Origin of the sequence: Priestia sp. 179-F W1.4 NHS, from assembly GCF_045369295.1 — a bacterium.
GTDB lineage: Bacteria > Bacillota > Bacilli > Bacillales > Bacillaceae_H > Priestia > Priestia zanthoxyli.
Map to the genome: position 1 here is coordinate 223,751 of NZ_JBIQFF010000004.1, position 26,449 is coordinate 250,199.

Annotated in this window: 29 protein-coding genes and 1 tRNA gene; 29 read left to right on the top strand and 1 reads right to left on the bottom strand. The window is 39.5% G+C overall.

Annotated features, from left to right (window positions below; genetic code table 11):
* Positions 1-5 precede the first annotated feature (5 nt).
* The 24 genes from uvrA to ACH0CI_RS19750 all read left to right on the top strand — a co-directional run bounded on the left by uvrA (position 6) and on the right by ACH0CI_RS19750 (position 21,601).
* Positions 6-2,882, top strand: a complete 2,877-nt coding sequence (gene uvrA / locus ACH0CI_RS19635) for an excinuclease ABC subunit UvrA (protein ID WP_028412038.1) — start codon at positions 6-8, stop codon at positions 2,880-2,882.
* 87 nt (positions 2,883-2,969) lie between these two features.
* Positions 2,970-3,281: a hypothetical protein gene (locus tag ACH0CI_RS19640; RefSeq protein WP_013059730.1), complete on the top strand. Its 312-nt coding sequence runs from the start codon at positions 2,970-2,972 to the stop codon at positions 3,279-3,281.
* Between the two features lie 38 nt (positions 3,282-3,319).
* Positions 3,320-4,411: a DUF4097 family beta strand repeat-containing protein gene (locus ACH0CI_RS19645; RefSeq protein WP_406902118.1), complete on the top strand. Its 1,092-nt coding sequence runs from the start codon at positions 3,320-3,322 to the stop codon at positions 4,409-4,411.
* A 41-nt stretch (positions 4,412-4,452) separates the two neighbouring features.
* Entirely contained in the window at positions 4,453-4,647 is a 195-nt protein-coding gene (locus ACH0CI_RS19650; protein ID WP_013059728.1) for a PspC domain-containing protein, read from the top strand.
* 2 nt (positions 4,648-4,649) lie between these two features.
* Positions 4,650-5,015: a phage holin family protein gene (locus ACH0CI_RS19655; RefSeq protein ID WP_013059727.1), complete on the top strand. Its 366-nt coding sequence runs from the start codon at positions 4,650-4,652 to the stop codon at positions 5,013-5,015.
* A gap of 191 nt (positions 5,016-5,206) precedes the next feature.
* Entirely contained in the window at positions 5,207-6,142 is a 936-nt protein-coding gene (hprK, locus tag ACH0CI_RS19660; RefSeq protein WP_028412040.1) for an HPr(Ser) kinase/phosphatase, read from the top strand.
* Between the two features lie 16 nt (positions 6,143-6,158).
* A complete protein-coding gene (lgt, locus tag ACH0CI_RS19665; RefSeq protein WP_028412041.1) occupies positions 6,159-6,992 on the top strand; it encodes a prolipoprotein diacylglyceryl transferase in 834 nt (277 codons plus the stop codon).
* 60 nt (positions 6,993-7,052) lie between these two features.
* Positions 7,053-7,700, top strand: coding sequence for a pyrophosphatase PpaX (gene ppaX, locus ACH0CI_RS19670; RefSeq protein WP_335706977.1), 648 nt, complete (start codon positions 7,053-7,055; stop codon positions 7,698-7,700).
* Entirely contained in the window at positions 7,697-8,224 is a 528-nt protein-coding gene (locus tag ACH0CI_RS19675) for an acyltransferase (RefSeq protein ID WP_013059723.1), read from the top strand. The genes ppaX and ACH0CI_RS19675 overlap by 4 nt, the downstream gene beginning before the upstream one ends.
* Before the next feature lie 183 nt (positions 8,225-8,407).
* Positions 8,408-9,589: an ATP phosphoribosyltransferase regulatory subunit gene (locus tag ACH0CI_RS19680; RefSeq protein ID WP_028412043.1), complete on the top strand. Its 1,182-nt coding sequence runs from the start codon at positions 8,408-8,410 to the stop codon at positions 9,587-9,589.
* A complete protein-coding gene (gene hisG, locus ACH0CI_RS19685; RefSeq protein WP_013059721.1) occupies positions 9,589-10,221 on the top strand; it encodes an ATP phosphoribosyltransferase in 633 nt (210 codons plus the stop codon). Before ACH0CI_RS19680 ends, hisG begins: the two co-directional genes overlap by 1 nt.
* Before the next feature lie 15 nt (positions 10,222-10,236).
* On the top strand, positions 10,237-11,505 hold the full coding sequence (gene hisD / locus ACH0CI_RS19690) for a histidinol dehydrogenase (protein WP_028412044.1): 1,269 nt from the start codon (positions 10,237-10,239) through the stop codon (positions 11,503-11,505).
* A gap of 74 nt (positions 11,506-11,579) precedes the next feature.
* Positions 11,580-12,164 carry an imidazoleglycerol-phosphate dehydratase HisB gene (gene hisB / locus ACH0CI_RS19695; protein ID WP_013059719.1) on the top strand — a complete coding sequence of 195 codons (585 nt, stop codon included), beginning with the start codon at positions 11,580-11,582 and terminating at the stop codon, positions 12,162-12,164.
* Positions 12,165-12,812, top strand: a complete 648-nt coding sequence (gene hisH, locus ACH0CI_RS19700) for an imidazole glycerol phosphate synthase subunit HisH (RefSeq protein WP_034264272.1) — start codon at positions 12,165-12,167, stop codon at positions 12,810-12,812.
* Positions 12,799-13,533 carry a 1-(5-phosphoribosyl)-5-[(5-phosphoribosylamino)methylideneamino]imidazole-4-carboxamide isomerase gene (gene hisA, locus ACH0CI_RS19705; protein ID WP_025752584.1) on the top strand — a complete coding sequence of 245 codons (735 nt, stop codon included), beginning with the start codon at positions 12,799-12,801 and terminating at the stop codon, positions 13,531-13,533. Before hisH ends, hisA begins: the two co-directional genes overlap by 14 nt.
* Positions 13,533-14,291, top strand: coding sequence for an imidazole glycerol phosphate synthase subunit HisF (gene hisF, locus ACH0CI_RS19710; protein WP_025752585.1), 759 nt, complete (start codon positions 13,533-13,535; stop codon positions 14,289-14,291). The genes hisA and hisF overlap by 1 nt, the downstream gene beginning before the upstream one ends.
* Positions 14,288-14,911 carry a bifunctional phosphoribosyl-AMP cyclohydrolase/phosphoribosyl-ATP diphosphatase HisIE gene (gene hisIE / locus ACH0CI_RS19715; RefSeq protein WP_013059715.1) on the top strand — a complete coding sequence of 208 codons (624 nt, stop codon included), beginning with the start codon at positions 14,288-14,290 and terminating at the stop codon, positions 14,909-14,911. The genes hisF and hisIE overlap by 4 nt, the downstream gene beginning before the upstream one ends.
* Before the next feature lie 181 nt (positions 14,912-15,092).
* Positions 15,093-16,595 (top strand): tetratricopeptide repeat protein, encoded by a 1,503-nt coding sequence (locus ACH0CI_RS19720; protein ID WP_406902119.1) that lies wholly within the window; start codon positions 15,093-15,095, stop codon positions 16,593-16,595.
* Positions 16,596-16,706: 111 nt separating this feature from the next.
* Positions 16,707-17,660 (top strand): thioredoxin-disulfide reductase, encoded by a 954-nt coding sequence (gene trxB / locus ACH0CI_RS19725; protein ID WP_013059713.1) that lies wholly within the window; start codon positions 16,707-16,709, stop codon positions 17,658-17,660.
* Positions 17,661-17,963: 303 nt separating this feature from the next.
* Positions 17,964-18,422: an 8-oxo-dGTP diphosphatase gene (locus tag ACH0CI_RS19730; RefSeq protein WP_013059712.1), complete on the top strand. Its 459-nt coding sequence runs from the start codon at positions 17,964-17,966 to the stop codon at positions 18,420-18,422.
* 41 nt (positions 18,423-18,463) lie between these two features.
* A complete protein-coding gene (rapZ, locus tag ACH0CI_RS19735) occupies positions 18,464-19,357 on the top strand; it encodes an RNase adapter RapZ (protein WP_013059711.1) in 894 nt (297 codons plus the stop codon).
* Positions 19,354-20,340, top strand: coding sequence for a gluconeogenesis factor YvcK family protein (locus tag ACH0CI_RS19740; RefSeq protein WP_028412048.1), 987 nt, complete (start codon positions 19,354-19,356; stop codon positions 20,338-20,340). The genes rapZ and ACH0CI_RS19740 overlap by 4 nt, the downstream gene beginning before the upstream one ends.
* 33 nt (positions 20,341-20,373) lie before the next feature.
* Positions 20,374-21,318, top strand: a complete 945-nt coding sequence (gene whiA, locus ACH0CI_RS19745) for a DNA-binding protein WhiA (protein WP_013085390.1) — start codon at positions 20,374-20,376, stop codon at positions 21,316-21,318.
* Between the two features lie 28 nt (positions 21,319-21,346).
* On the top strand, positions 21,347-21,601 hold the full coding sequence (locus tag ACH0CI_RS19750) for an HPr family phosphocarrier protein (protein ID WP_013059708.1): 255 nt from the start codon (positions 21,347-21,349) through the stop codon (positions 21,599-21,601).
* Between the two features lie 34 nt (positions 21,602-21,635).
* Here the strand turns inward: ACH0CI_RS19750 and clpP are convergent, their stop codons facing one another.
* Entirely contained in the window at positions 21,636-22,223 is a 588-nt protein-coding gene (gene clpP, locus ACH0CI_RS19755) for an ATP-dependent Clp endopeptidase proteolytic subunit ClpP (protein ID WP_013059707.1), read from the bottom strand.
* Positions 22,224-22,443: 220 nt separating this feature from the next.
* On the opposite strand from clpP, the gene ACH0CI_RS19760 reads away from it, so the two are divergent.
* The 5 genes from ACH0CI_RS19760 (at position 22,444) to ACH0CI_RS19780 (ending at position 26,411) form a co-directional block, all read left to right on the top strand.
* Positions 22,444-22,515: transfer RNA gene (locus tag ACH0CI_RS19760), tRNA-Arg, on the top strand.
* Positions 22,516-22,716: 201 nt separating this feature from the next.
* On the top strand, positions 22,717-23,391 hold the full coding sequence (locus ACH0CI_RS19765; RefSeq protein ID WP_028412049.1) for a hypothetical protein: 675 nt from the start codon (positions 22,717-22,719) through the stop codon (positions 23,389-23,391).
* Between the two features lie 286 nt (positions 23,392-23,677).
* The gene (rpoN, locus tag ACH0CI_RS19770; RefSeq protein WP_406902120.1) at positions 23,678-24,988 is read left to right on the top strand and encodes an RNA polymerase factor sigma-54; all 1,311 of its coding nucleotides are present in this window, start codon (positions 23,678-23,680) and stop codon (positions 24,986-24,988) included.
* 12 nt (positions 24,989-25,000) lie between these two features.
* Complete coding sequence (locus ACH0CI_RS19775; RefSeq protein WP_406902121.1) at positions 25,001-25,249, top strand: glutaredoxin family protein; 249 nt, start codon at positions 25,001-25,003, stop codon at positions 25,247-25,249.
* A gap of 133 nt (positions 25,250-25,382) precedes the next feature.
* Entirely contained in the window at positions 25,383-26,411 is a 1,029-nt protein-coding gene (locus tag ACH0CI_RS19780; RefSeq protein WP_071269834.1) for a sugar-binding transcriptional regulator, read from the top strand.
* Positions 26,412-26,449 lie beyond the last annotated feature (38 nt).

A 26,449-nucleotide genomic window follows, 5' to 3' on the forward strand; every position in this document is an offset into this window, starting at 1 on the left:
AAAACATGGCGATGGAAAAAATCGTGGTAAAAGGTGCACGAGCCCACAATTTGAAAAATATCGATATTGAAATCCCGCGAGACAAATTAGTGGTATTAACAGGGTTGTCAGGTTCTGGTAAATCTTCTTTAGCTTTCGATACAATCTATGCTGAAGGACAAAGACGTTATGTCGAGTCACTTTCGGCGTATGCAAGACAGTTTTTAGGTCAAATGGATAAGCCAGATGTAGATTCGATCGAAGGATTGTCGCCTGCTATTTCAATCGATCAAAAAACAACGAGCCGAAACCCTCGTTCAACCGTCGGAACTGTGACCGAAATCTATGACTATTTGCGCCTTTTGTTTGCTCGTGTAGGAAAGCCGATTTGTCCTAATCATGGAATTGAAATTACGTCTCAAACGATTGAGCAAATGGTAGATAGAATTTTAGAGTACCCTGAACGTACAAAACTTCAAGTACTGGCCCCTGTGGTATCTGGCCGAAAAGGCACCCATGTAAAAGTATTAGAAGATATTAAAAAGGAAGGGTACGTTCGCATTCGAGTAGACGGAGAAATGCGTGAAATAACAGAAGAAATTGAACTGGAAAAAAACAAAAAGCACTCCATTGAAGTAGTGATTGATCGCGTTGTTGTCAAAGAAGGTGTAGCCGCTCGTTTGTCGGACTCTTTGGAATCAGCTCTTCGCCTTGGAGATGGGAAAGTAATTATTGATGTAATAGGTGAGGAAGAATTACTTTTTAGCGAGCATCATGCTTGTCCAAAATGTGGCTTCTCCATTGGAGAACTTGAGCCCCGCATGTTTTCATTTAATAGTCCGTACGGGGCGTGTCCGACGTGTGACGGGTTAGGAACGAAATTGGAAGTGGATAAAGATTTAGTGATTCCTAACTATGACTTAACACTTCATCAGCACGCAATTGCACCTTGGGAGCCAACAAGTTCTCAATACTATCCGCAGCTGCTTGAAGCCGTATGTACACATTACGGCATCGACATGGATGTGCCGGTTCGAGATATCCCGGAACATTTATTTGATAAAGTATTATATGGCAGCGGTAAAGAAAAAATTTACTTTCGCTATGAAAATGATTTTGGCCAAGTAAGAGAAAATCATATCGAATTTGAAGGTGTGCTTCGGAACGTAGAACGCCGTTATCATGAAACAAGTTCTGATTATATCCGTGAGCAAATGGAAAAATACATGGCTCAGCAAGCTTGTCCAAAATGTAAAGGAAATCGTTTAAAACGCGAAAGCTTAGCGGTGCTTATTGACGAAAAGCATATAGGAGATACAACACGCTTTTCAGTAAAAGAAGCATATGACTTTTTTGAAAGTCTCAGTTTATCTGAAAAAGACATGAAGATTGCGGATATGATACTGCGTGAAATTCGTGAGCGTCTAAGCTTTCTCATTAACGTGGGACTTGATTACTTAACATTGAACCGCTCTGCTGGAACTCTTTCAGGAGGGGAAGCGCAGCGCATTCGCTTGGCTACTCAAATCGGTTCTCGTTTGACGGGGGTTCTTTATATTTTAGATGAACCTTCTATCGGTCTTCATCAACGTGACAACGATCGCTTAATTCGCACAATGCAAGACATGCGCGATATTGGAAATACGTTGATTGTTGTAGAGCATGATGAAGATACGATGATGGCAGCTGATTATTTAATTGATATCGGACCAGGAGCCGGCGTACACGGGGGTGCCGTTGTTTCTCAAGGCACGCCTCAGGAAGTGATGGATGATGAAAATTCCTTAACGGGTCAATATCTATCAGGAGAGAAGTTTATTCCACTTCCAGCCGAAAGACGTTCGATAGATAAAGATCGGATGATTGAAATTATAGGAGCAAAAGAAAACAATTTAAAAAATGTAAAAGCAAAGCTTCCGTTAGGTGTATTCACAGCTGTTACAGGTGTATCTGGATCAGGTAAGAGTACGCTTGTAAATGATATCCTTCACAAATCATTGGCGCAAAAGCTGCATAAAGCAAAAAGCAAAGCAGGAGAACATAAAGAAATCAAAGGCATTGAACATTTAGATAAAGTCATTGATATTGATCAGTCTCCCATAGGCCGTACGCCTCGTTCAAACCCTGCAACCTATACAGGTGTATTTGATGACATTCGAGATGTATTTGCCCAAACAAACGAAGCAAAAGTGCGCGGATATAAAAAAGGCCGCTTTAGCTTTAACGTGAAAGGCGGCCGCTGTGAAGCTTGTCGAGGAGACGGTATTATTAAAATCGAAATGCATTTCCTGCCAGATGTATACGTTCCTTGCGAAGTCTGCCACGGCAAACGATATAACCGGGAAACTTTAGAAGTAAAATACAAAGATCAAAACATTTCAGATGTGTTGGATATGACAGTTGAAGACGCGCTTCACTTCTTTGAAAACATTCCAAAGATTAAGCGGAAGCTGCAGACCATTTACGATGTAGGACTTGGCTATATCACGCTTGGACAGCCGGCCACTACTTTATCGGGTGGAGAGGCCCAGCGTGTAAAGTTAGCTTCAGAGCTTCACCGTCGCTCAACAGGAAGAACGCTGTACATTTTAGACGAACCGACTACCGGTCTTCATGTCGATGATATCGCACGTTTATTAAAAGTGCTTCAGCGTTTAGTTGAAAATGGAGATACAGTTCTAGTGATCGAACATAATTTAGACGTGATCAAAGCAGCTGATTATCTACTTGATTTAGGGCCTGAAGGTGGAGATAAAGGCGGACAAATTGTGGCTACGGGTACGCCAGAAGAAGTGGCGAAAGTAAAAGAATCCTATACGGGCCATTATTTGAAGCCAATTTTAGAACGTGACCGTAAGCGTATGGAGAAAAAAGTTGAAAAAGCAGAGGCATTAACTCGTTAAAAGACACCAGCATTGGTGTCTTTTTTATAAAGAATGAAACTTTTTAACTCATTAAAACGTAGTACATGATATAAGGAGCTGATTATTATGGAAGGAAATCGCATACTATCTTCCTTAAATTATTTTAGCGTTTTCTTTGCACCATTTTTATTACCTATTATTATTTATTTTGTTGTTCATAACATAGAAGTAAAGAAACATGCAAAAACTGCATTTTTGTCACATTTATTACCTATCGCTACAGCGATCTTGTTCTTATTTTTCTTGCTTCCTGCTCTTACTGGCTCTAGTGGAACGGTATTTATTCTTTTAATTGTAGCTTTAGTTGTTGTTTCTTTAGTTAATGTTGTTGTGTTTGTATGGAATATTGTAAAAGGGATACAAATATTAAGCAGATAAAAGTTAAATGACTAAAACGTAAAGAGGAGATGGAAGGTATGAGTGAAAAGCGCAAACAAATTTTACAGATGGTAGAAGAAGGGAAACTTAGCGTAGATGAGGCTTTAACCTTGCTGAATTCACTGGAAAAAGACTCAGCTAATGACTCTTACTATGCTACGCCTGATAAAGCTGAGCTATCCCCTTATGTAGGAGGAAAACAGAAAAAAACGTACGCTTCTAAGTCATCTCAAAGCTCTTTAAAGGAAAAATTATTTACATTTGTAGATCAAACGGTAAAAAAAGTAAAAGAAGGAGATTTAGATTTTAACTTTGGTCCTTCGATTGACGTTCAGCACATCTTTCAGCAATCAGAAGCATATATTCAAGAGATTGACGTAGATTTAGCAAATGGAAGCGTTCAACTCCGACCTTGGGGAAGTACAGAAATACGAATAGAGTGTGAAGCTGCTATCTACAAAGTAGAGAATTCGGATGAAGCGCGCCGCACTTTCTTGCAGCATACCGCATTTTCCATCGAAAATGGCAAACTGCGCTTTGCAATTCAGCAAAAGCAAATGAAGGTGAAAGCGATTATTTATATTCCAGAAATGGAATATGAACGCGTCAAGCTCCGTATGTTTAATGGTTCAATCGATGGGGAAAGACTAAGCGTACGAGACCTGAAAGCCAAAACAGCTAATGGCACCATCCGCTTTTACGATGTGAATAGCCATTCTCTTGAAATGGAGACATCAAACGGGCATATGGAACTTTCTCGAATACTCGCTTCGAAATGTGAGCTTGAAACAATCAATGGAACGGTTAAATTTGATGGAGATACAAAAAAGATTGATGTTCAGACATTTAACGGGGATATTGATACGTATTTAAAAGGAGAGCGCATTGAAAAAGCATTTTTCAAAACGACTACAGGAAGCATTACGCTCTATACGCCGTCCCACCTCTCCGTTGATGGAGATTTGAAATCTAACTTTGGGAATTTTACGTGTACACTTCCTGAGATGGAAATAGTAGATGAGAAAAAAGAAACGGTGATGAAACAACTTCGTTTCAAAGCAAATGTCGCTTCGCCGAAAGGCTATAAATTGTTAGCTGAATCCAAAACGGGCTCAATTGTTATAAAATAGAAAATGCTTGTTTTAGTAAAAAAACAAAGGAGATGATTAACGTGCGAAAGTTGTATCGTTCGCGAACAAATCGCAAGCTTGCGGGTGTTATCGGCGGTATTTCTCAGTATATCGGAATAGATGCTTCACTACTCCGCGTATTGTTTATCATCAGTTTATTTTTTACAGTAGGTACTCCGGTCATTTTATATATGATTTTTGTGTTTTTAGTTCCAAATGAAGAAGGAGATTTCTAAAAATGTTATTGCGTGGAATCATTAGTATTTTAATCAATGCCCTCGTATTAATCGTAATCGCAGGTTATATTGACACCTTTCACTTGGAATCGGTCAGTGCAGCTATTATCGCGAGCTTAATTCTATCGATTTTGAATGTGTTTGTTAAGCCGATTTTAATTTTACTTACCCTGCCGGTGACATTTCTTACGCTTGGCCTATTCTTATTCGTCATTAATGCCATTACGCTGATGATTACACAAAGTGTTATGGGAGATTCTTTTAATATTGACGGGTTTGGTACAGCGCTTTTAGCCTCGGTAATTATGTCGCTTCTAAATGCGCTTATTCAACGAGTGATTGTTGAACCGCTTCAAAATAGAAGATAACTTTCTTGCAATATTTAATTTTCTAAAAAAGATGGTAAGGCGATGCAGCCTATGCCATCTTTTTTTTCTTTTCTTTCTGTATTAATGATAAAATAAAGTGGCTAGTAGAACCAAACGCGACATAAAAGCGAGAGTTGGATATACTGTAGACATGAACAGGTATATGACTGTTTATAAAAGGAGGATGCACGGTGGTTAAAGTACGTACAAAAGACATCATTGAGAAATTTAAATTAGAGCTTATTAGCGGAGAAGAAGGAATCGACCGCCCTATTTCAACGAGTGATATTTCACGTCCAGGTATTGAAATGGCAGGTTATTTTACATACTACCCAGCAGAACGTATCCAGCTGTTAGGTAAAACAGAACTATCATTTTTTAAACAGTTAGATGAGGAACAAAAAAAAGTTCGAATGGAAAAAATGTGTACAGATATCACGCCGGCTATCATTGTTTCCCGCGAAATGGATGTACCGAAAGAACTTATCGAAGCTTCAGAGCGTGAATCAGTTCCCGTGCTGCGTTCAAGCTTTAAAACAACGCGACTTTCCAGCCATTTAACGAATTTTCTTGAAAGCAGGCTAGCACCTACTACTGCCCTGCACGGCGTATTAGTTGATATATACGGAATTGGTGTATTAATCATGGGAAAAAGCGGCGTTGGTAAAAGTGAAACAGCTCTAGAGCTTGTTAAGAGGGGTCATCGTCTAGTAGCCGATGACTGTGTGGAAATCCGTCAAGAAGATCAAGACACCCTTGTAGGAAATGCGCCTGGTTTAATCGAGCATTTGCTTGAAATTCGAGGACTAGGGATCATCAATGTGATGACGCTATTCGGCGCAGGAGCTGTACGAAGCTATAAGCGAATTTCACTTGTTATTCAGTTAGAGACATGGGATCAGCAGAAACATTATGATCGCCTTGGTTTAGAAGAAGATAAAATGAAAATTATTGATACAGACGTTACAAAAATTACATTGCCAGTACGTCCGGGACGAAACTTAGCTGTTATCATTGAAGTGGCAGCAATGAACTTCCGCTTAAAGCGTATGGGTATTAACGCAGCAGAACAATTTTCTGCACGTCTAACAGATGTAATTGAAGAAGGAGACCGTGAAGATTTATAAGAAAGGGTGTTAACTTGTGGAAGCAACTATTCAGCCGTTAGATCGCGTTTTCCTTGAAATTGGCCCTCTAACGGTCTACTGGTATGGTGTCATTATCGGTGCAGGTGTTCTGTTGGGTCTTTATATTGCGACAAGAGAAAGCGTAAGAAGAGGCTTATCAAAAGATACATTTGTTGATCTTATTCTATTTGCTGTGCCAATAGCTATTATTTGTGCACGAATTTATTATGTATCCTTTGAATGGGGATACTATTCAAAGCATTTGAACGAAATACCTCAGATTTGGCAAGGCGGGATCGCCATTCATGGTGGCTTAATCGGAGGCGTATTAACTGCCATTGTGTATTCGAAAGTAAAAAAGATTTCATTTTGGAAGTTGGCTGATATTGCTGCGCCTAGTTTAATCCTTGGCCAAGCCATTGGGCGCTGGGGCAACTTTATGAATCAAGAGGCACATGGGGGGCCGGTTACTCGTGCTTTTTTAGAAGGGTTGCACCTTCCAAATTTTATTATTAACCAAATGTATATTAATGGTACATATTATCACCCTACGTTTTTATACGAATCATTATGGGATTTTGCCGGATTTATCCTGTTGATGGTACTTCGCCGCACCAGTCTGCGAAAAGGAGAAATTTTCTTATCTTATTTAATCTGGTACTCAGTTGGACGATTCTTTGTAGAAGGGCTTCGCACGGATAGTTTAATGCTGACGCATACACTCAGAATCGCTCAAGTTGTTTCACTTGCACTGATTGTCATAGCCATTATTTTAATTATTATCCGCCGCGTGACGGGAATGAGTAAACAGAAATACTTAGAGAATGAAGAAGCACAATCTAAAGCGTAAATGAAGAAAAGCTACAAGGTTTAGACAAACTTGATTTGACGCAAGGGAAGGAAATGAATAATGACGATTAATACGGTTTTGTTTGATTTAGACGGTACGTTAATTGATACAAATGAATTAATTATTGCTTCGTTTACTCATACGCTTAATCACTATTATCCTGAACAATACACTCGTGAAGATATTTTACAGTTCATGGGTCCGCCTTTATACGACACGTTTGTAGAAATGGATAAAACGAAAGTAAACGAAATGATTGAGATGTATCGCACGCATAATCTAGCCAATCATGATTTGCTTGTGAAAGAATTTGAAGGCGTATTTGAAACAGTTAAATGGCTGCACGAGCAGAATTATAAATTAGGTATTGTCACAACTAAGCAAAGAAATACGGTCATGATGGGGCTTAAGTTAACAAAGTTAGATCAGTTCTTTGATACGATTGTCGCAATTGAAGACGTAACAAATGCAAAGCCGCATCCTGAGCCGGTCGAAAAAGCGCTGAATCTGCTTGATGCTAAACCTGAAGAAGCGCTGATGGTAGGAGATAACCATCACGATATCGTTTCCGGCCAAAGAGCTTACACGAAAACAGCTGGAGTTGCTTGGAGTGCAAAAGGAAGAGATCATATCGCTTCTTATAACCCTGATATTATTTTAGAAAATATGACGGATTTAATTGATATATTAAAAGGAGAACGTCAGTGAGAAAAACAACGCGCTATCCGGTTAAAGGAGCTAACTCCCTTTGGCATGTCTATAAGACCGTGCCTTTTTGGAAAGTAGTGCGCAACTTCCTCATCATTCAATGCGCTCGTTATACGCCTTTTCTTTCGATGAAAAACTGGCTGTATAAAGCGTGCTTAGGGATGAAAGTAGGACCTCAAACATCCTTTGCCCTTATGGTGATGCTTGATATTATGTTTCCTGAAAAAATACAAGTAGGACGCAATACGGTCATTGGATACAATACCACTATTCTCGCTCATGAATATCTGATAACGGAATATCGTCTTGGAGATGTCATCATTGGGGATGAAGTGATGATTGGAGCAAATAGCACCATCCTTCCAGGTGTAACAATCGGCAACGAAGCGGTTGTAGCGGCTGGAACGGTGGTTCATAAAGATGTAGCACCCGGTTTCTTTGTTGGAGGTAACCCTATGCGTGTCATCTATACAAAAGAAGAAATGGAAAAGCGCAGGGAAGCAGAACCTAAAGCCACAACTTAGCAAGAACTAAGCTGTGGTTTTTTTTGTAAATTTGAACAGCTGGCGGTTGACGGCTGACTTTATCGGGTGTAAACTATCAATAACTTTAATTTGTTATTTCGCTAATACATTAGCGCGATAAAGTGAAATCAACCTATCAATGGTTCCTTAATAGATAAAATCAAGCTTAAAGGACGTGTCAGAATGTCAAAGTTATTTATGTTTGAAAAACCCCTTGGAATGAGAGATACCCTGCCGGCTCTTTTTGAAAGAAAAAAACAAGTTCGCAGTCAGCTGGCAGATGAAATCAGCAGCTGGGGCTATCAATATATGGCAACACCTACTGTGGAATACTACGAGACGGTAGGAAGCGCATCAGCTATTTTAGATCAACAATTGTTTAAACTTTTAGATAAAGAAGGGCATACGCTTGTGCTGCGACCGGATGTAACAACGCCATTTGCACGTGTGGCCGCTTCAAAACTTTTAAATAATTCTCCTTTGCGCTTAGCTTATGAAGCAAATGTATTCCGAGCTCAGCAGCGTGAGGGTGGCCGCCCGGCGGAGTTTGAACAAATAGGCGTTGAGCTAATTGGAGACGCTACGATGAGCAGCGATGCTGAAGTCATTGCTCTCATGATTGGCGCATTAAAAAGAGCGGGACTTAAATCATTTAAAGTCGCAATTGGCCACATCGGGTTCGTTAATTCGCTTTTTTTAGAGATTGTCGGAAATGAAGAACGTGCTAACGTGCTTCGCCGCTTTTTATATGAGAAAAATTACGTGGGTTATCGTAATCATGTAAAAGATTTGAATCTATCTTCTATCGATAAACAGCGTCTCCTTCAGCTGCTTAACCTGCGTGGAGATGAAAAGAAGATTGAAGAAGCGGTTGAACTCGTTGAAAACGAAGCTGGGCAAAAAGCAGCCGGTGATTTGAAAAAGCTATGGAATATGCTTGATGCGTACGGTGTAACGGATGAAATTAAAATTGATTTTAACTTAGTCAGTCATATGAGCTATTACACAGGTATTTTATTTGAAGTTTTTGCTGAAAACGTTGGTTTCCATATCGGTAATGGAGGACGTTATGACCAGCTTCTTGAAAAATTCGCGTCTAAAACACCAGCTACAGGATTTGGAATTCAGCTCGACCGCTTAATTGAAGCGCTGGGCGAAGAAGTATATGAGCCTTCAGTAGTATACGGCATATTATATAGTCAAGAGCGTTTAGATGAGGCATTAGCTTTAGCTGCTGAACAGCGCAAGCAAGGATACCGGGTAGTGACTCAGGAAATTGCGGGCGTTGATGATGTTGATGTATTTACTGCACAGTTTGAAGAAGTCACGTTTCTAATTGGAAAACGAGGCAAGGGGGGACAATAATGAGTGAACTATTAACAATTGCAATGCCAAAAGGACGTATTTTTGAAGAAGCAGCTGAACTTTTGCGTCAAGCAGATTTTCAATTGCCGCCAGAATTTGACGATTCGCGCAAGCTGATTGTAGACATTCCTGAAGAGAACATGCGCTTTATTTTAGCGAAACCAATGGACGTTACTACTTATGTAGAATACGGAGTAGCGGATCTTGGTATTGCAGGCAAAGACGTAATGTTAGAAGAAGAACGAGATGTCTATGAGCTGTTGGATTTAAATATTAGTAAATGTCATCTGGCCGTTGCCGGCTTGCCTAATGCTAAAAAATCAGAAATTGCTCAAAAAGTGGCAACCAAATATCCAAATGTAGCATCTACTTATTTCAGGGAGCAAGGAGAGCAAGTAGAAATTATTAAATTGAATGGTTCGATTGAATTAGCGCCTTTAATCGGCCTTGCTGATCGGATTGTTGATATTGTATCAACAGGACAAACACTAAAAGAGAACGGACTTGTTGAATTGGAGCACATTGAAGATATTACATCGCGTTTGATTGTGAACCCTGTAAGCTATCGTTTAAAAGACGAACGAATTGATGATTTAGTGAATCGTTTAGCCCAAGTGGTTCAACCTGTATAAAAGAGGTGACATACATTGAAAATTACACGTGTAACAGAACAAGTGAGCTTAAAGCGTACGATTGATCAAGGGACGAGTGCCCAAAGAGAAATTGTCGTAAATATTTTAAAGCAAGTGCAAGAGCAAAAAGACGAAGCTTTAAAAAGATATACAGCCCAATTTGACGGCGTTGAGCTTTCTTCTTTGCTTGTGACAGAACAAGAAAAGAAGCGTGCTTATGAGCTGGTTGATGCAGATATGCTGTCAATCATTCGTGAAGCTGCTGACAACATTCGTGATTACCACGAAAGAATGGTCGAGCAGTCTTGGATGACAACAAAAGAAGACGGCACCATTTTAGGGCAGAAAGTAACGCCTTTAGATGCAGTAGGTGTTTATGTACCGGGAGGTCTTGCAGCGTATCCTTCTTCCGTTTTAATGAATGTCATTCCTGCTCAAGTGGCAGGTGTAAAACGTATCGTGATGGTTTCACCTCCAGGAAAAGACGGCGCGCTTCCTGCTGGAGTAGTTGTAGCAGCGAGTGAGCTTGGGGTCGAAGAGATTTATAAAGTAGGGGGAGCTCAGGCAGTAGGAGCACTTGCCTATGGAACAGAAACAATTCAACCCGTCGATAAAATTGTAGGGCCTGGTAATATCTTTGTTGCATTGGCGAAGAGAGAAGTATATGGCTTAGTAGACATTGACTCAATTGCTGGACCTAGTGAAATTGTCGTACTAGCAGACGATACGGCTAAGCCGAACGAAGTGGCCGCTGATTTATTGTCTCAAGCAGAACATGACAAATTAGCTTCAAGTATTTTAGTTACGCCTTCTATGAAGTTAGCCGAAGCTGTTAAAGAAGAAGTGGAAAGGCAAGTAGAATCTTTACCACGTAAAGAAATTGCCAAACCTTCTATTGATAACCATGGCGCTATTTATGTGACCGGGTCATTAGAAGAAGCGGTTGAAGCTGTTAATCAATTAGCCCCTGAGCATTTAGAAATTATGACTGAAAGTCCGCTTGAACTTTTAGGTTCCATTCGTCATGCCGGTGCTATTTTTCTAGGAAGATACAGTTCAGAACCTGTTGGCGATTATTTCGCTGGACCAAACCATGTTCTTCCAACCAATGGGACAGCAAAATTCTCAAGTCCTTTATCAGTTGATTCATTTGTGAAGAAGTCTAGTATTATTTCATACAGCCAACAAGCCCTGCAGAAAAATGTCTCAAAAATCGCAGCGTTTGCTCGTTTAGAAGGGCTAGAAGCTCATGCAAGGGCGGTTGAAGAACGCTTTAAAAAATAAGGCGGAGATTAAAAAAAAGAGTAGAAATGTTCTTTTCTTTACTTATTACATGCACAGTTGAAAGGAGTTTCACAATGAGAGAGTCAAGTATTAAACGTACAACAAACGAAACGGATATTGCATTAGCGATTGGAATCGATGGAGAAGGAAAAGCGAACATTGATACAGGCGTTCCTTTTTTAAATCATATGCTCGATTTATTTACAAAACACGGACAGTTTAACCTTGATGTAAAAGCAGATGGAGACACGGAGATTGATGATCACCATACAACGGAAGATATCGGTATTTGCCTTGGTCAAACGTTCAAAGAAGCGCTCGGTGATAAAAAAGGAATTAAACGCTATGGAAATGCGTTTGTACCAATGGATGACGCGTTAGCCCAAGTCGTAGTAGATTTAAGCAATCGTCCTCATTTTGAATTTAAAGGTGACATTCCCGCTTCGCGCGTCGGTACATTTGATACAGAGCTTGTATATGAATTTTTATGGAAATTTGCATTAGAATCTCGCATGAATGTACATGTAATTGTACACTACGGTAAAAATACGCACCACATTATTGAAGCGGTATTTAAGGCATTAGCACGTGCTTTGGACGAAGCGACAACGATTGATCCGCGTGTCAAAGGTGTGCCTTCGACGAAAGGGATGTTGTAAATGATTGGCATTATTGACTATGGGATGGGAAACTTATACAGCGTAAGTAAAGCTCTTGAACGATTAAACTATGACTATATCATCTCCGCAGATCCTGCAGAACTAAGAAAGGCAAAAGGGCTGATTCTTCCTGGAGTTGGAGCATTCAAAGATGCGATGGAACAGCTGAATCAAACAAAGCTGACGGACTTTATTAAAGAAGAAGTAGAAAAAGGAATGCCTTTGCTTGGAATTTGTTTAGGTATGCAGCTTTTATTTGAAGAAAGCGATGAGAACGGTGTAACAAAAGGGCTGGAACTGTTAAAAGGGAGAGTCGAGCGTATTCCCGGCATTACTGCCGAAGGACAGACATATAAAGTTCCGCATATGGGCTGGAACTCTTTAGATTTTCATCAGCAGTCCGCTCTGCTTGATGGAATCAGTGCAGGTCACGTGTACTTTGTTCACTCTTATTACGTAAAAACAAACGACCAAGACGTGCTTTTAGCAACAAGTCCTTATGATGTTGAAGTTCCAGCAGTTGTTGGAAAAGAACACGTATTTGGCACTCAATTCCACCCTGAAAAAAGCAGTGCAATCGGAATGCAAATGCTTCAAAATTATGCAAACTTCGTAGAGAAAAGGAGCCCATCGTATGAGCAAATTTGAAATATATCCAGCCATTGATATGCGCGGAGGGAAGTGCGTCCGTTTGCTTCAAGGAGATTACACAAAAGAAACGGTGTACGGAGACTCTCCGGTAGATATGGCCACACAATTCGCAAGTGAAGGCGCTCAGTGGATTCACATGGTTGATTTAGACGGCGCAAAAGCGGCTAAGCGCGTGAATGATGAATTTGTGCTAGGCGTGAAAAAGAAATTAAATGTACGTGTGCAAATTGGAGGAGGCATTCGCTCAGAAGCTGACGTTGCTTACTATTTAGAAAACGGAATTGACCGCGTTATTTTAGGAAGTGCAGCTATTTCAAATCCTGAATTTGTGAAAAAAATGTTGAAGGAATATGGTGCGCGTATTGCTATTGGTATTGATGCACGTGATGGCTATGTTGCGACGGAAGGCTGGGTGGAAACATCTACAATCAAAGCGACAGAACTAGGAAAAGAATTGGCTAATGCTGGTGCGGAAACATTTATTTTCACGGATATTTCTACAGATGGTATGCTGTCTGGTCCTAATGTGGAAGGAATTGTTGAAATGGCTAAGGCTACTGGAAAAGGTGTGATTGCATCAGGGGGAGTTAGTAAGCTTGCTGATCTAGATGCACTAAAGAAATATGAAGCTGACGGCGTTATTGGTGCGATTGTAGGGAAAGCACTTTATACAAATAAGTTTACAGTAGCTGAAGCACTTCAAGAGGTGAAAGCGTAATGATTACAAAACGAATCATTCCTTGTTTAGATGTAAAGGACGGCCGTGTGGTAAAAGGAGTTCAGTTTGTGGAACTTCGAGATGCAGGAGATCCTGTAGAGTTGGCGAAATTTTATGATGAAGAAGGCGCAGACGAATTAGTCTTTTTAGATATTTCTGCTTCTCATGAAGGACGCAAAACAATGGTACATGTTGTAGAAGAAGTAGCATCTCAGCTAGCGATTCCTTTTACGGTGGGCGGAGGAATTAATGCATTAGAAGATATGAAGAGAATGCTTCGTGCTGGTGCAGACAAAGTGTCATTAAATACAGCGGCCGTACTCAATCCAGCACTGATTACAGAAGGGTCCGACTTTTTTGGAGCTCAGTGTATTGTGGTAGCAATCGATGCTAAGTACGATGAAAGCTTACAATCATGGCGAGTCTATACACACGGAGGCCGCAATGCAACGGACTGGGAAGTAATCGACTGGGCAAGAGAAGCAGTGAAGCGCGGTGCGGGTGAGATCTTGTTAACGAGCATGGATAAAGACGGCGAAAAGTCAGGGTTTGATTTAGCGTTAACCAAAGCAGTCAGCCAAGCGGTGAGCGTTCCTGTTATTGCTTCTGGCGGCGCAGGAAATGGTCAAGATTTTGTCGATGCGTTTGAAAAAGGAGAAGCTGACGCGGCTTTGGCGGCTTCAATCTTTCACTATAAAGAAACATCTGTAAAAGAAATTAAAAGCTATGCAAAACAACAAGGAGTGAGCATTCGATGACGATTGAAAACATTAAATTCAACAGTGATGGACTTGTGCCAGCTATTGTACAAGATGCTGTGAGCAAAGAAGTTTTAACATTGGCTTATATGAACGAAGAATCACTTCAAAAATCAATTGATACACGCGAAACATGGTTTTACAGCCGTTCTCGACAAGAGTTATGGCACAAGGGCGCAACCTCTGGGAACACACAAAAAATTGTGAGCATGGCATATGACTGTGATGCTGATTCTCTTGTTGTAAAGGTGGAGCCTCAAGGTCCTGCTTGTCATACGGGGGCTTACAGCTGTTTTAATGAAACAATTCTTGGCGAAAATAAACAAAATGATAATCGGTTTGCTATTATTAATGAGCTAGAAGAAGTGATCGCTAAGCGTGAAGCTGAAATGCCAGAAGGAGCTTATACGACGTACTTATTCGATAAAGGCGTAGATAAAATCCTCAAAAAAGTAGGAGAAGAAGCAGGTGAAGTGATTATTGCAGCAAAAAATCGTGACCATGATGAGCTGAAGTGGGAAGTTGCGGATTTACTGTACCACGTACTTGTTTTACTTCGTGAGCAAAAGCTGCCTTTGGACGATGTCCTATCAGTATTAAAGGAACGTCACTCTAGCTAATAGCTACATAGTGAAAGGAGAGAAGGAGTTGTCTCATTTTAGATAAAAGAGGCAAAACCTTCTCTTATTTGCGTCAAGAAACGACTGCTTGCAGGCTCCTTTTTTGAATAGAGGTATTAAACTTCTTGGCAAATGTGATATACTACGAACGTCGAAATTATCAACTTATTTGGAGGGCTTAATGGAAAAACACTCAAAAGTAATTCAAAAAATGGCACAAGTAATTCCATTTTCGCAAACGGGTGACTTCTATTTCGAAAAAGCGCTGCAGGCGTTTGAAGAAGAGGAGTCAGATAAAGCGCTCAAGTATTTAACGCGTGCAAACAAAGAAAATGCCCGTAATCCACAGCTTCTTACAAACGTTGGAGTAGCTTTAACGGAGCAGGGAGATTATCAAGATGCCAACGAGCTTTTTCTCCATGTGATTCATCATATGGACGATACATTAGGAAGCGGTTACTACTATATAGCCAACAGCTATGCGCATCTTGGACTGTTTGAAGAATCAAAAAAATACGCGATGTATTACATTGAGCATTTTCCAAATGGTGACCTCTTTCGATCGGCTACAGATCTGTTAGATTTACTATCAATTGATGTGGATGAAGAAGATGAAGAGCCTAAAAATCAGCTAGGCGACATGCTGATTATAAAACAAGAACAAGCAAAACGACTGCTTGAAGCAACGAATTTTGAAGAAGCAGCGGATTTGTTAACTGAAATAATTGATGAGTATCCAGAATTCTGGTCTGCATATAATAATTTAGCGTTAGCTTATTTTTATTTAAATAAAATTGATGAGGCAATGGATTTGCTGAATGAAGTATTGGAGAAAAACCCGGGAAATCTTCATGCGTTATGCAATCAGCTGATTTTCTATTATTATTGCCATAAGCATAAAGAAGTTGAGGAGCTTACAGACGGGCTTAGCCGCGTTTATCCGATGTCATTTGAACACCGCTATAAGCTTGGAGCAACATTTGCGTTGATTGGTCAATACAAACTATCATACAGATGGTTAAAAAAGCTTTATACACAAGGTTTTCAAGGAGACAACTCATTTCATTATTGGCTTTCATACGCCTCTTACTATACTGGACATGAAGCCTTCGCTAAAGAAATGTGGAAGCAGGCATTGGAAGACGTTCCTGATAAAGAAGGAGAGGAGCCTTGGCGCATCAGTCAAAAAGCTGCGAAGGTTTTTCAATCGAAAGTGGATGTTACAGCGAAAAAGAAGTGTGCAACAAACAATGTTCACGATCAGCTTTACAGCTTGTATATGGCAAAGAAGCTTCCTGAACAGCAGCGTCTGCTTCTTTTAGAAGAAATCAAATCGTCCATACATATGAGTACACTTTTGGATGAAGTATATACGTATGTATGGCAGGATAAACAACATGTGATTTTTGAGGTGGCAGATGTTATTGAACTGGAGATGGAATCGCAGACTGAAAGTGATACCCAGGATCTTTTAAGCTTTTGGTTTTATGTATATGTACAGGTATATAAACAATCCTATGATTTTCAGCATGTGAACGTAAATGCATGGGCTGCAGCCGTCACATATATATGGGCGAAAGAACAAAACCAGTCTATTACTCAAGCCGATGCGGCAAAACAATATTCCATTTCGGCTGCAACAGTTAGAAAGTACAGTAAAATTGTGAATACGTTATTAAATTGAGCAAAAAAATAGACGATAATAGGAAGAACATATTAGGATAGTGGTAACGAAATAATTATCCATAAATTTGGAATCAACTACGAAGGAATTTCCTAAAAGGAGTGTAAAGAAATGACAGAAGAAAAAATTTATGATGTCATTATTATTGGGGCAGGTCCAGCAGGTATGACTGCTGCTGTATATACATCTCGTGCAGATTTATCAACACTAATGATTGAACGCGGAATTCCAGGCGGTCAAATGGCTAATACGGAAGATGTAGAAAACTATCCAGGTTATGATCATATCCTTGGTCCTGACCTTTCTAACAAAATGTTTGAGCATGCAAAAAAATTCGGTGCGGAATATGCGTACGGTGATATTAAAGAAATCATCGACGGAGAAGAATACAAGACAGTTCGTGCAGGCAGCAAAGAATATAAAACACGTTCAGTAATCGTTGCTACTGGTGCTGAATATAAAAAATTAGGTGCGCCTGGAGAAAAAGAACTAGGCGGCCGCGGCGTATCTTATTGTGCTGTATGTGACGGTGCATTCTTTAAAGGTAAAGAGCTAGTCGTTGTAGGCGGTGGAGACTCTGCGGTTGAGGAAGGCGTATATTTAACACGCTTCGCAACAAAAGTAACAATTATTCACCGACGCGATGAGCTTCGCGCGCAGAAAATCCTACAGCAGCGTGCATTTGACAACGAAAAAGTTGATTTTATTTGGAATACAACAGTCAAAGAAGTAAATGAAAAAGACGGTAAAGTAGGCAGCGTAACGTTAGTAGACACGAAAACAGGGGAAGAGCGCGAGTTTGGTGCGGACGGCGTATTCATTTATGTTGGAATGGTTCCACTAACAAAACCATTCGAAAGCCTAAACATCACGAATAAAGAAGGATATATTGAAACGAACGAGCAAATGGAAACAAAAGTACCAGGTGTGTTCGCAGCTGGAGACGTTCGTGAAAAGGCTCTTCGTCAAATTGTAACAGCTACAGGTGATGGCAGCATTGCTGCTCAAGCGGCTCAGCACTATGTAGAAGAGTTAAAAGAAAAGTTAAAAGCTATTCAGCAATAAGGCTGAAATCAATCGTTTACAAAACGTAATTCGGTTTTAACTGTTCTGTAACACCTGTGAAACATTGATGGGGTACTATATAGATAGTAATTGACCCCCTTTTATAAAATATATGTATGTCGGGCATAGGACGTGTTCCTATGCCTCTTTTTTTTGACTATAACAGATTGAATTTACGTATATAACAGCAAGCGTTTATTTTCAGAAAATTTAGTAATAGTTAGTTCATCTCCGTTGTGAGAGAAGTTTGTTTCGTAGTATAATAAAAGAAAATGTCAGTATACATATGATGAGGTGGAAAACATGCAAAGGGTCACAAATTGTGTATTAATGAAAGACGATAAAGTATTGTTGCTTCAAAAGCCACGAAGAAACTGGTGGGTGGCCCCGGGTGGGAAAATGGAGCAAGGAGAATCTGTAAAAGACTCTGTTGTAAGAGAATTTCGTGAAGAAACAGGAATTTATTTGAAAAATCCCACTGTAAAAGGTATTTTTACTTTTACGATGAAAGAAAACGATCAAATTTCATCTGAGTGGATGATGTTTACTTTTTTTGCTACAGATTTTGATGGGACAAATGTGCTAGAATCAGAAGAAGGCAAACTCGGTTGGCATAATTTGAGTGAAGTAAGTGAATTGCCGATGGCACCGGGAGATCATCACATTATCGATTATGTAGCAAAAGGGTCGGGTGTTATTTATGGCAACTTTACGTATACAACGGATTTCGAGTTATTATCTTATCGAATTGATCCTTGTTAATGATAAATAGACATGTATGCATAGATTGAGGGGGATGAAAAATGAGTACTGGGTCTGTAAGCGATATTCAATTAGTGATTATTACTGGAATGTCAGGTGCAGGAAAAACAGTAGCAATTCAGAGTTTTGAAGATTTAGGGTTCTTTTGTGTAGATAATTTACCCCCTACATTGCTACCGAAATTTTTAGAACTCATGAAAGAGTCAGGGAATAAAATGAATAAAGTTGCTCTTGTTATGGATTTGCGAGGCAGAGAGTTTTTTGAAAGCCTATTTGAAGCATTAGATAACATGAGTGAAACAACGTGGGTCACGCCACAAATTTTATTTTTAGATGCAAAAGATTCTGTACTGGTGACGCGTTACAAAGAAACGAGACGTTCACATCCGCTAGCTCCTTCAGGTTTACCGTTAGAAGGAATTGGTATGGAACGGGAGCTGCTTGAGGAGTTAAAAGGAAGAGCTCAGCTTATTTATGAGACATCAGAGTTAAAGCCAAGAGAGCTTAGAGAAAAGATTTTAACTCAGTTTTCTTCGCATGCTTCACAAGTTTTTACTGTTAATGTGATGTCATTTGGTTTTAAATACGGGGTGCCTATTGACGCTGACTTAGTCTTTGATGTGCGTTTTTTGCCAAACCCTCACTATATTGACCATATGCGTCCTAAAACAGGGCTTGAAGAAGAGGTTTCTTCTTACGTATTAAAATGGACGGAAACTCAAAAGTTCATTGAAAAAGTGGTAGACCTACTTTCGTTTATGCTTCCGCAGTACAAGCGAGAAGGTAAAAGCCAGCTGGTCATCGCTATAGGGTGTACAGGCGGACAGCATCGCTCCGTCACATTAGCTGAATATTTAGGTCACCATTTCCAGAATGAATACAAAACTCATATTTCTCATCGTGACATTGAGAGGAGAAAGGAAAATCATAGATGAGCAGTGAACAGCTTCCAAAAGTTGTCGTCATTGGGGGAGGAACGGGTTTACCAGTGCTGTTAAGAGGGTTGAAGGAATACCCTCTTGATCTTACAGCCATCGTAACCGTAGCAGACGACGGGGGAAGTTCTGGCCGATTGCGCGATGAACTTGAAATCCCTGCTCCTGGTGATATTCGAAATGTGCTAGCTGCTTTATCTGATGTAGAGCCACTAGTTGAAGAGCTTTTTCAACATCGATTTGATACAGGAAATGAGCTTACAGGCCATTCTCTTGGCAATTTGTTGCTTGCAGCTATGACGTCTATTACTGGCGATTTTGTGCATGCTATACGAGAAATGAGCAAAGTACTAAACGTCAGAGGGAAAGTGCTTCCGGCAGCTAATCAAAGTGTTGTGCTGCATGCGGAGATGCAAGATGGATCCATCGTAACAGGTGAATCTAAAATTCCAGAAGTTAATAAAAAAATTAATAAAGTGTTTTTATCGCCTGCCGATGTGAAACCGCTTGTCGAGACAATAAAAGCTATTCGACGCGCTGATTTAATTGTATTGGGACCGGGAAGTCTTTATACAAGTATTTTGCCGAATTTACTGGTGCAAGATATTTGTAATGAGCTTTGTTCGACAAAAGCAAAGAAAGTGTACGTGTGCAACGTGATGACGCAGCCGGGTGAGACATTGGGTTTTAAGGCAAGTGATCATATTAAAGCGCTTTACAACCATATGCCGTGTGCGTTTTTAGATGCGATTATCGTCAATAATGCACCTATTCCGGCACCTTTAAAAAAGAAATATCAAGTAGAGCAGGCTCAGCCTGTAGAATATGACCGTGAAGTATTGCTGAAATTAGGTTTAGAAGTGATTGAAGATCAAATTATTCAGTATGACGGCAGCGTAATTAGGCATGATACAAAAAAAGTAGCAAAGCTTGTGTATTCTATGCTGACATCGCTGCAAGGTAAAGCGAATACGGGTGTTTAACACTATTTCCGTATGTAGATTGGAGGTGAAGTTATGTCATTTGCATCAGAAACAAAAAAAGAGTTAACGAATTTAGAAGTCAAAGATTGCTGTGCAAAAGCAGAGCTCTCTGCATTAATTCGAATGAATGGTTCACTTTCTTTTTCGAATAAAAAATTCACAGTTGATGTCCAAACTGAAAACGCAGCGATTGCTCGACGCATTTATGTCCTGCTTAAGAAAAATTATGATGTGTCAGTAGAGCTGCTTGTGCGTAAGAAAATGCGGCTGAAGAAAAACAATGTGTATATTGTTCGATTAGTAGAGAAAACAAGAATGCTTTTGGAAGACTTAAAAATTGTAGAAGAAGGATTTACGTTTACACATCGTATTTCACCAGAGCTAGTACAAAAGAAATGCTGTAAGCGATCCTACTTAAGAGGCGCATTTTTAGCCGGCGGCTCTATTAATAACCCGGAGACATCATCGTACCATCTTGAAATCTTTTCATTGTATGAAGAGCACAACGAAGCTTTATGCAATTTAATGAACGAATTTCAATTGAATAGTAAAACATTAGAACGAAAAAAAGGCTATATTAACTATTTGAAAGAAGCTGAAAAAATTACGGAGTTTCTAAATATCATTGGAGCCCATAACGCTCTTTTACGGTTTGAGGATGTAAGAATTGTCCGAGATATGCGGAATTCCGTTAATCGCTTAGTTAATTGTGAAACAGCTAACTTAAATAAAACAATCGGAGCGGCCATTCGTCAAGTGGAAAACATTCGTTATATTGATGAAACAGCTGGATTAGATATCTTACCAGAAAAGCTAAGAGAAATTGCTCGTTTGCGTGTGGAATATCAAGACGTTACGTTAAAGGAGCTTGGTGAGATGGTATCTGGAGGTCAAATTAGCAAATCAGGCATTAACCATCGGTTGCGTAAAATTGACCAAATAGCAGACAAGCTTCGCGCCGGTCAGCCAGTCACATAAGGGGAATTGCAAGGGGGAGGATTTTATCATGGAAAAACAAGTAGAAGTAAAATTAAAAACGGGATTACAAGCTCGTGTTGCGGCACTATTCGTGCAAGAAGCAACTCGTTTTACATCTGATGTGTACTTGAAGAAAGATGAGAAAGTAGTCAACGCTAAAAGTATCATGGGGTTAATGAGCTTAGCGATTAATAACGGTTCTCTTATTACGCTCATTGTTGAAGGGGTAGATGAAAAAGAAGCAATGGATGCGTTAGTCGCTTACGTAGAGAACGATGCATAAAAAAGCCTTTCCCAAAGTGGGAAAGGCTTTTTTCTTATTTAGGGTCGTTTTCTAATACTTTGTCAATTAGACCGTATTCTAAAGCGCGTTCAGCAGTCATGAAATTATCACGATCTGTATCACGTTGTAGCACTTCTAACGGTTGACCTGTACGCTCAGCTAAAATTGAATTTAGTTTTTCACGTAAGAATAGAATACGTTTTGCCGCAATTTCGATTTCAGTAGCTTGTCCTTGAGCACCACCAAGAGGTTGATGAATCATTACTTCGCTGTTTGGAAGAGCAAAACGTTTGCCCTTTTCACCAGCAGCCAGTAAGAAAGCACCCATTGATGCAGCCATACCGATACAAATTGTAGAAACTTTTGGCTTAATGAATTGCATCGTATCATAGATAGCCATTCCAGCTGTAATAGAGCCACCTGGGCTGTTGATATAAAGTGAGATATCTTTTTCTGGGTCTTCAGCAGCTAAGAATAGAAGCTGAGAAACGATCGAGTTAGCTACATTATCATCAATAGCACTACCTAAAATAATAATGCGGTCTTTTAATAAACGTGAATAAATGTCATAAGCACGTTCACCACGGTTTGTTTGTTCAATAACTGTAGGAATTAAGTTCATATTAAATTCCTCCTTAACAAGAATAATTTGTTATGTACCTATAATACACGTATGGTCAATAAAGGTCAAACAAAAGAACCTCTACTACACATATTCGCTTAAAAGACTATGTATTCCTCTTTGACATTATTAAAATTTTTCCCCCTTCTAAAAAAAATAAACGTAGTATTCTATTGAAAAGAGAAGTTTTCTCTCCTATAATGGAAGTTGTGACAAATATGCCCTCGTAGTGTAGTGGATAGCACAAGAGATTCCGGTTCTCTTAGGGTGGGTTCGAATCCTGTCGAGGGCGTCTTAAAACGTTGCGGATTACGCAACGTTTTTTATTTTGAGTAAAAAGGCTCATCTTTTCAAAAAATAATATTTATTTTCCTTCTATAACCCTTTATACGCGTAAGGAAGCAAGAAATTAATTCCATTGTACCGGTTGCGGAATTTGTCAGAATACTATAAAACAGTATATAAGGAAAAGAAACACGGAGGAGGAATAAATATGAAATACATGAACAAACTTTTCATCGTCAGTGCATCGGTAGCCCTATTACTATCTGCATGCGGGACGAACGAAGATTCTGCTCAGCCGAAGTCTAATGATCAAGCAGAAAATGTTCAGCAGGATACAGCTTCTAAATCTGATCAAACATCAGGCGCTGCAAAAGAAGAGTCGAAAAAAGATGCGGATTCTGCTGAGGTCTCAGCCGAACCTTCAGGAAGTCAATCATCGACTAGCGAAACGGCGGAAGGTGGACAGTCAAGGTCTTCTTCAGAAACAAAACTAACAAAAAGCCCAGAACAAGATTATTCTATTCAAGTAATGGACGGCTATAAACTAACGGGTGAAGAACCTGGAAAAGATGCGTTAGTGTTAACTTCAGATGATTCTCAATTTATGCGTATTGAAATGCTTTCATCAGAAGCATCGCTGGATGACGCTGCTCAATCTGTTAAACAAACGGCAACAGCAGTTAATAAAAATGCAGCAGAGAAAAAGAATCTTGAAGAGAATGGAATCTTCAAAGATTCAGTTTGGTATGAAGCCACATCTGGCGATCATACGGTAAACGCCGTGTTGGTTAAAGGAAAGAAACCAATGAAGCTAACCATTTTTACGAAAAATGACGCAGAAAACTTAGACAAGTTTATGCAAATGGCACAAACTATTCAATAAGCAATTCTTCTATATATTATACAAATGCAGAAAATTCGACATGACGAAGAAAACGTCATGTCGAATTAGTACTCGGATCATGTAGTAGGCGCGAATTATAATGAAAAGTTATAAAGGTGTATAGCTCTATTACTTTTTTGATGGTTAGTAACTAAAAATAGGATGAAATGCTTCGTTAACAAAGGTTGACGGAGATTTTTTGATGAAAAAATTACATATAAAAAATAGTTAAATGCTCTTTGAAAGCGTTTTTATAGTAAAATAGATGAAGGGGAGGGGAGAAATAATGGAGATTGGATTATTTCAGCAGCAGTCGTTAAAACTGACGATGTCAAAAGAATTATCACAAGCTATTTCTCTTTTACAATATTCATCGATGGATATTGTAGCGTTTTTACATGAGCAGGCGCTTCAAAATCCGCTTATAGATTTTTCAGAGCTGCCCGTCAATACATCTCACAATCAAAAAAATCATGCAACTTCTGATTCAACAGATTATATGAGCAGTATACCAGCTCCTAAAGAAACGCTGTACGAACATTTAATGAATCAATCCGCATTATTAAAATTAGATGAATGTGAGCAGGCAGCCGTTGAGTTTGTTATTCATAGTCTGGATGATGCTGGCTATTTGCACGATGAGTTAATCATACTTGCTAACCAGCTTGGCCAAGGTCAAGAGCAGGTTGAAAAGGCTCTTCAACTTGTGCAGCAGATGGACCCGGCAGGAGTAGGGGCGAGAAGTTTACAAGAGTGCTTAATGCTTCAATTAAAAAGAAGTAATCAATGGACAGAAAAAATAGAGCAAATTTTGACACATCACTTTGAGGAATTTGCGTATAAAAAATGGATGAAAATCTCAAAGTTATGTCAAATCTCACTTGAAGCTCTTCAACAATTACATGAACAGATTAAGAAATTAAATCCTCGTCCTGGATCATTTTATATGAAGTCCAATGAACGATTCATTGTACCGGATTTTATTGTAAAAGTTGAAGATGGAAATGTCGTTGCTTATGCAAATGAGGATTTGGAACCTCGTCTTTCAGTCAATGAACAATACAAACTTCAGCTGAAAAATAGGCAGAACCAAGAAATGTTTTCTTATTTGCAAGAGAAATACCGTGAATTTCAATGGATTATGAAAAGTTTACACACACGCAAAGACACATTAAACGCGTTAATGAATACCTTACTCGTTGAACAAGAAGCATTTTTTAAGAAGGGTCCGTCGTATTTGAAGCCGTTAACAATGAAGGAAGTAGCAGAGCAAACGTCTGTGCATGAATCAACGATTAGCCGTGCTACTCGGCACAAATATATTCAAACGCCTTTTGGCACCTTTTCAATGAAATCTTTTTTCTCAACTAGTATTCAACTGGGCAACAACGAAGCGACTTCTACAACTCACGTAAAAGAACTGCTTAAAAAGCTAGTATCAGAAGAAAACAAACAGCGTCCGCTTTCAGATCAGCAGTTGGCTAACGTCTTGCAAAGCAATTATAACGTTACTATTTCAAGAAGAACGGTAGCCAAATATCGAGACCAATTAAATGTTCTGCCATCCAGTCAACGAAAACTTTTTGTCACGCAGTAAAGGAGTGGGAATGTGGAAGTCGTACTGTATACCAAAAATGGCTGTCACTTATGCGATGATGCAAAGAAGCTGCTTGCAGAGATGCAGTCTGAGTTTCCCTTTCAGCTTATTGAACGAGATATTTACAAAAACGATGAGTGGCTGGAAAAGTATCAACTTGCGATTCCTGTAGTAGAAATGGACGAAGAAGAAGTGGAATATGGAAAAATAACAGGTATTCCACTAAGAAAACGCTTACTTTTAAAAATAGGCAACACATGAGTTGAATAAAGGATTCACTCCTGTTAGAATAGATTTTGTAGCAGGGTGAATTTTTTTTGCGCAAGGTGGGACATAATATGTCTATACGGGACAAAATATGTCCAGCAAGTTTATGCCTTAAGGGGATTTTAACATGCGTTCTTTAATAGAAGTACAACGAAAATTATTACCTGAACTTCTCTCAGTTATGCAAAAGCGCTATCAAATCTTGCAATACATACGTTTAATGCAGCCGATTGGTCGCAGAAACTTAGCTGTAAGCCTTGGGCTCACAGAGCGTGTGTTACGAAGCGAAGTAACATTCTTAAAAGAACAAGATTTGATTGACATTTACCCTAGTGGGATGACGCTTACAAACGTGGGAGAACTACTTCTAGCTGAATTAGAAGAAGTAATGAAGGAAGTTTCAGGACTTCGATTATTGGAAACAACATTAAAAGAGGCGTTTTCTTTATCAGAAGTTGTTGTTGTATCTGGAGATAGTGATCAGTCTCCTTGGGTCAAAAATGAAATGGGTCGAGCATCTGTTTCATGTATCAAGGAGCGCCTTGTTGGTGAAAAAAATACCGTTGCTGTTACAGGTGGTACAACGCTTGCCGCCGTTGCCGAAATGATGACACCTGATTCAAAACACCCTGATGTGCTTTTTGTACCTGCTCGCGGAGGGCTAGGTGAAAATGTACAAAACCAAGCAAACACGATTTGTGCTAAGATGGCTGAAAAGTCCATGAGTCACTATCGCTTGCTTCATGTTCCAGATCAGCTTAGTGATGAAGCATACCGATCCATTATCGGTGAGCCATCTATTAAAGACATGCTTCATTTAATCAAGTCCGCTGGTATGGTTGTTCACGGAATAGGAGACGCTATGACAATGGCAGAACGCCGTAAAACACCACAAGCTGACTTAGAAAAAGTGAAAAATGGACATGCTGTAGGTGAGGCATTTGGATACTATTTTAATCATCAAGGCGAAGTTGTTCATAAAGTTAAAACAGTTGGCATACAACTCGATGATTTAAAGAACAATAAATGTGTTATTGCTGTTGCAGGAGGATCATCAAAAGCAAAGGCAATTAAAGCGTTTATGCAACAAGCGCATGATTCGATTCTCATTACAGATGAAGGCGCCGCAAAAGAGTTAGTAAGGGATTTTAATTAATCCCTCATATAAAAAAATACTTTTTACATTCAAGGAGG

Coding starts and splice junctions, on each gene's coding strand:
- uvrA (WP_028412038.1), top strand. CDS start 6: ATGGCGATGGAAAAAATCGTGGTAAAAGGTGCACGAGCCCACAATTTG.
- ACH0CI_RS19640 (WP_013059730.1), top strand. CDS start 2,970: ATGGAAGGAAATCGCATACTATCTTCCTTAAATTATTTTAGCGTTTTC.
- ACH0CI_RS19645 (WP_406902118.1), top strand. CDS start 3,320: ATGAGTGAAAAGCGCAAACAAATTTTACAGATGGTAGAAGAAGGGAAA.
- ACH0CI_RS19655 (WP_013059727.1), top strand. CDS start 4,650: ATGTTATTGCGTGGAATCATTAGTATTTTAATCAATGCCCTCGTATTA.
- ppaX (WP_335706977.1), top strand. CDS start 7,053: ATGACGATTAATACGGTTTTGTTTGATTTAGACGGTACGTTAATTGAT.
- ACH0CI_RS19680 (WP_028412043.1), top strand. CDS start 8,408: ATGTCAAAGTTATTTATGTTTGAAAAACCCCTTGGAATGAGAGATACC.
- hisG (WP_013059721.1), top strand. CDS start 9,589: ATGAGTGAACTATTAACAATTGCAATGCCAAAAGGACGTATTTTTGAA.
- hisB (WP_013059719.1), top strand. CDS start 11,580: ATGAGAGAGTCAAGTATTAAACGTACAACAAACGAAACGGATATTGCA.
- hisH (WP_034264272.1), top strand. CDS start 12,165: ATGATTGGCATTATTGACTATGGGATGGGAAACTTATACAGCGTAAGT.
- hisA (WP_025752584.1), top strand. CDS start 12,799: ATGAGCAAATTTGAAATATATCCAGCCATTGATATGCGCGGAGGGAAG.
- hisF (WP_025752585.1), top strand. CDS start 13,533: ATGATTACAAAACGAATCATTCCTTGTTTAGATGTAAAGGACGGCCGT.
- hisIE (WP_013059715.1), top strand. CDS start 14,288: ATGACGATTGAAAACATTAAATTCAACAGTGATGGACTTGTGCCAGCT.
- ACH0CI_RS19720 (WP_406902119.1), top strand. CDS start 15,093: ATGGAAAAACACTCAAAAGTAATTCAAAAAATGGCACAAGTAATTCCA.
- trxB (WP_013059713.1), top strand. CDS start 16,707: ATGACAGAAGAAAAAATTTATGATGTCATTATTATTGGGGCAGGTCCA.
- ACH0CI_RS19730 (WP_013059712.1), top strand. CDS start 17,964: ATGCAAAGGGTCACAAATTGTGTATTAATGAAAGACGATAAAGTATTG.
- rapZ (WP_013059711.1), top strand. CDS start 18,464: ATGAGTACTGGGTCTGTAAGCGATATTCAATTAGTGATTATTACTGGA.
- ACH0CI_RS19740 (WP_028412048.1), top strand. CDS start 19,354: ATGAGCAGTGAACAGCTTCCAAAAGTTGTCGTCATTGGGGGAGGAACG.
- whiA (WP_013085390.1), top strand. CDS start 20,374: ATGTCATTTGCATCAGAAACAAAAAAAGAGTTAACGAATTTAGAAGTC.
- ACH0CI_RS19750 (WP_013059708.1), top strand. CDS start 21,347: ATGGAAAAACAAGTAGAAGTAAAATTAAAAACGGGATTACAAGCTCGT.
- clpP (WP_013059707.1), bottom strand. CDS start 22,223: ATGAACTTAATTCCTACAGTTATTGAACAAACAAACCGTGGTGAACGT.
- ACH0CI_RS19765 (WP_028412049.1), top strand. CDS start 22,717: ATGAAATACATGAACAAACTTTTCATCGTCAGTGCATCGGTAGCCCTA.
- rpoN (WP_406902120.1), top strand. CDS start 23,678: ATGGAGATTGGATTATTTCAGCAGCAGTCGTTAAAACTGACGATGTCA.
- ACH0CI_RS19780 (WP_071269834.1), top strand. CDS start 25,383: ATGCGTTCTTTAATAGAAGTACAACGAAAATTATTACCTGAACTTCTC.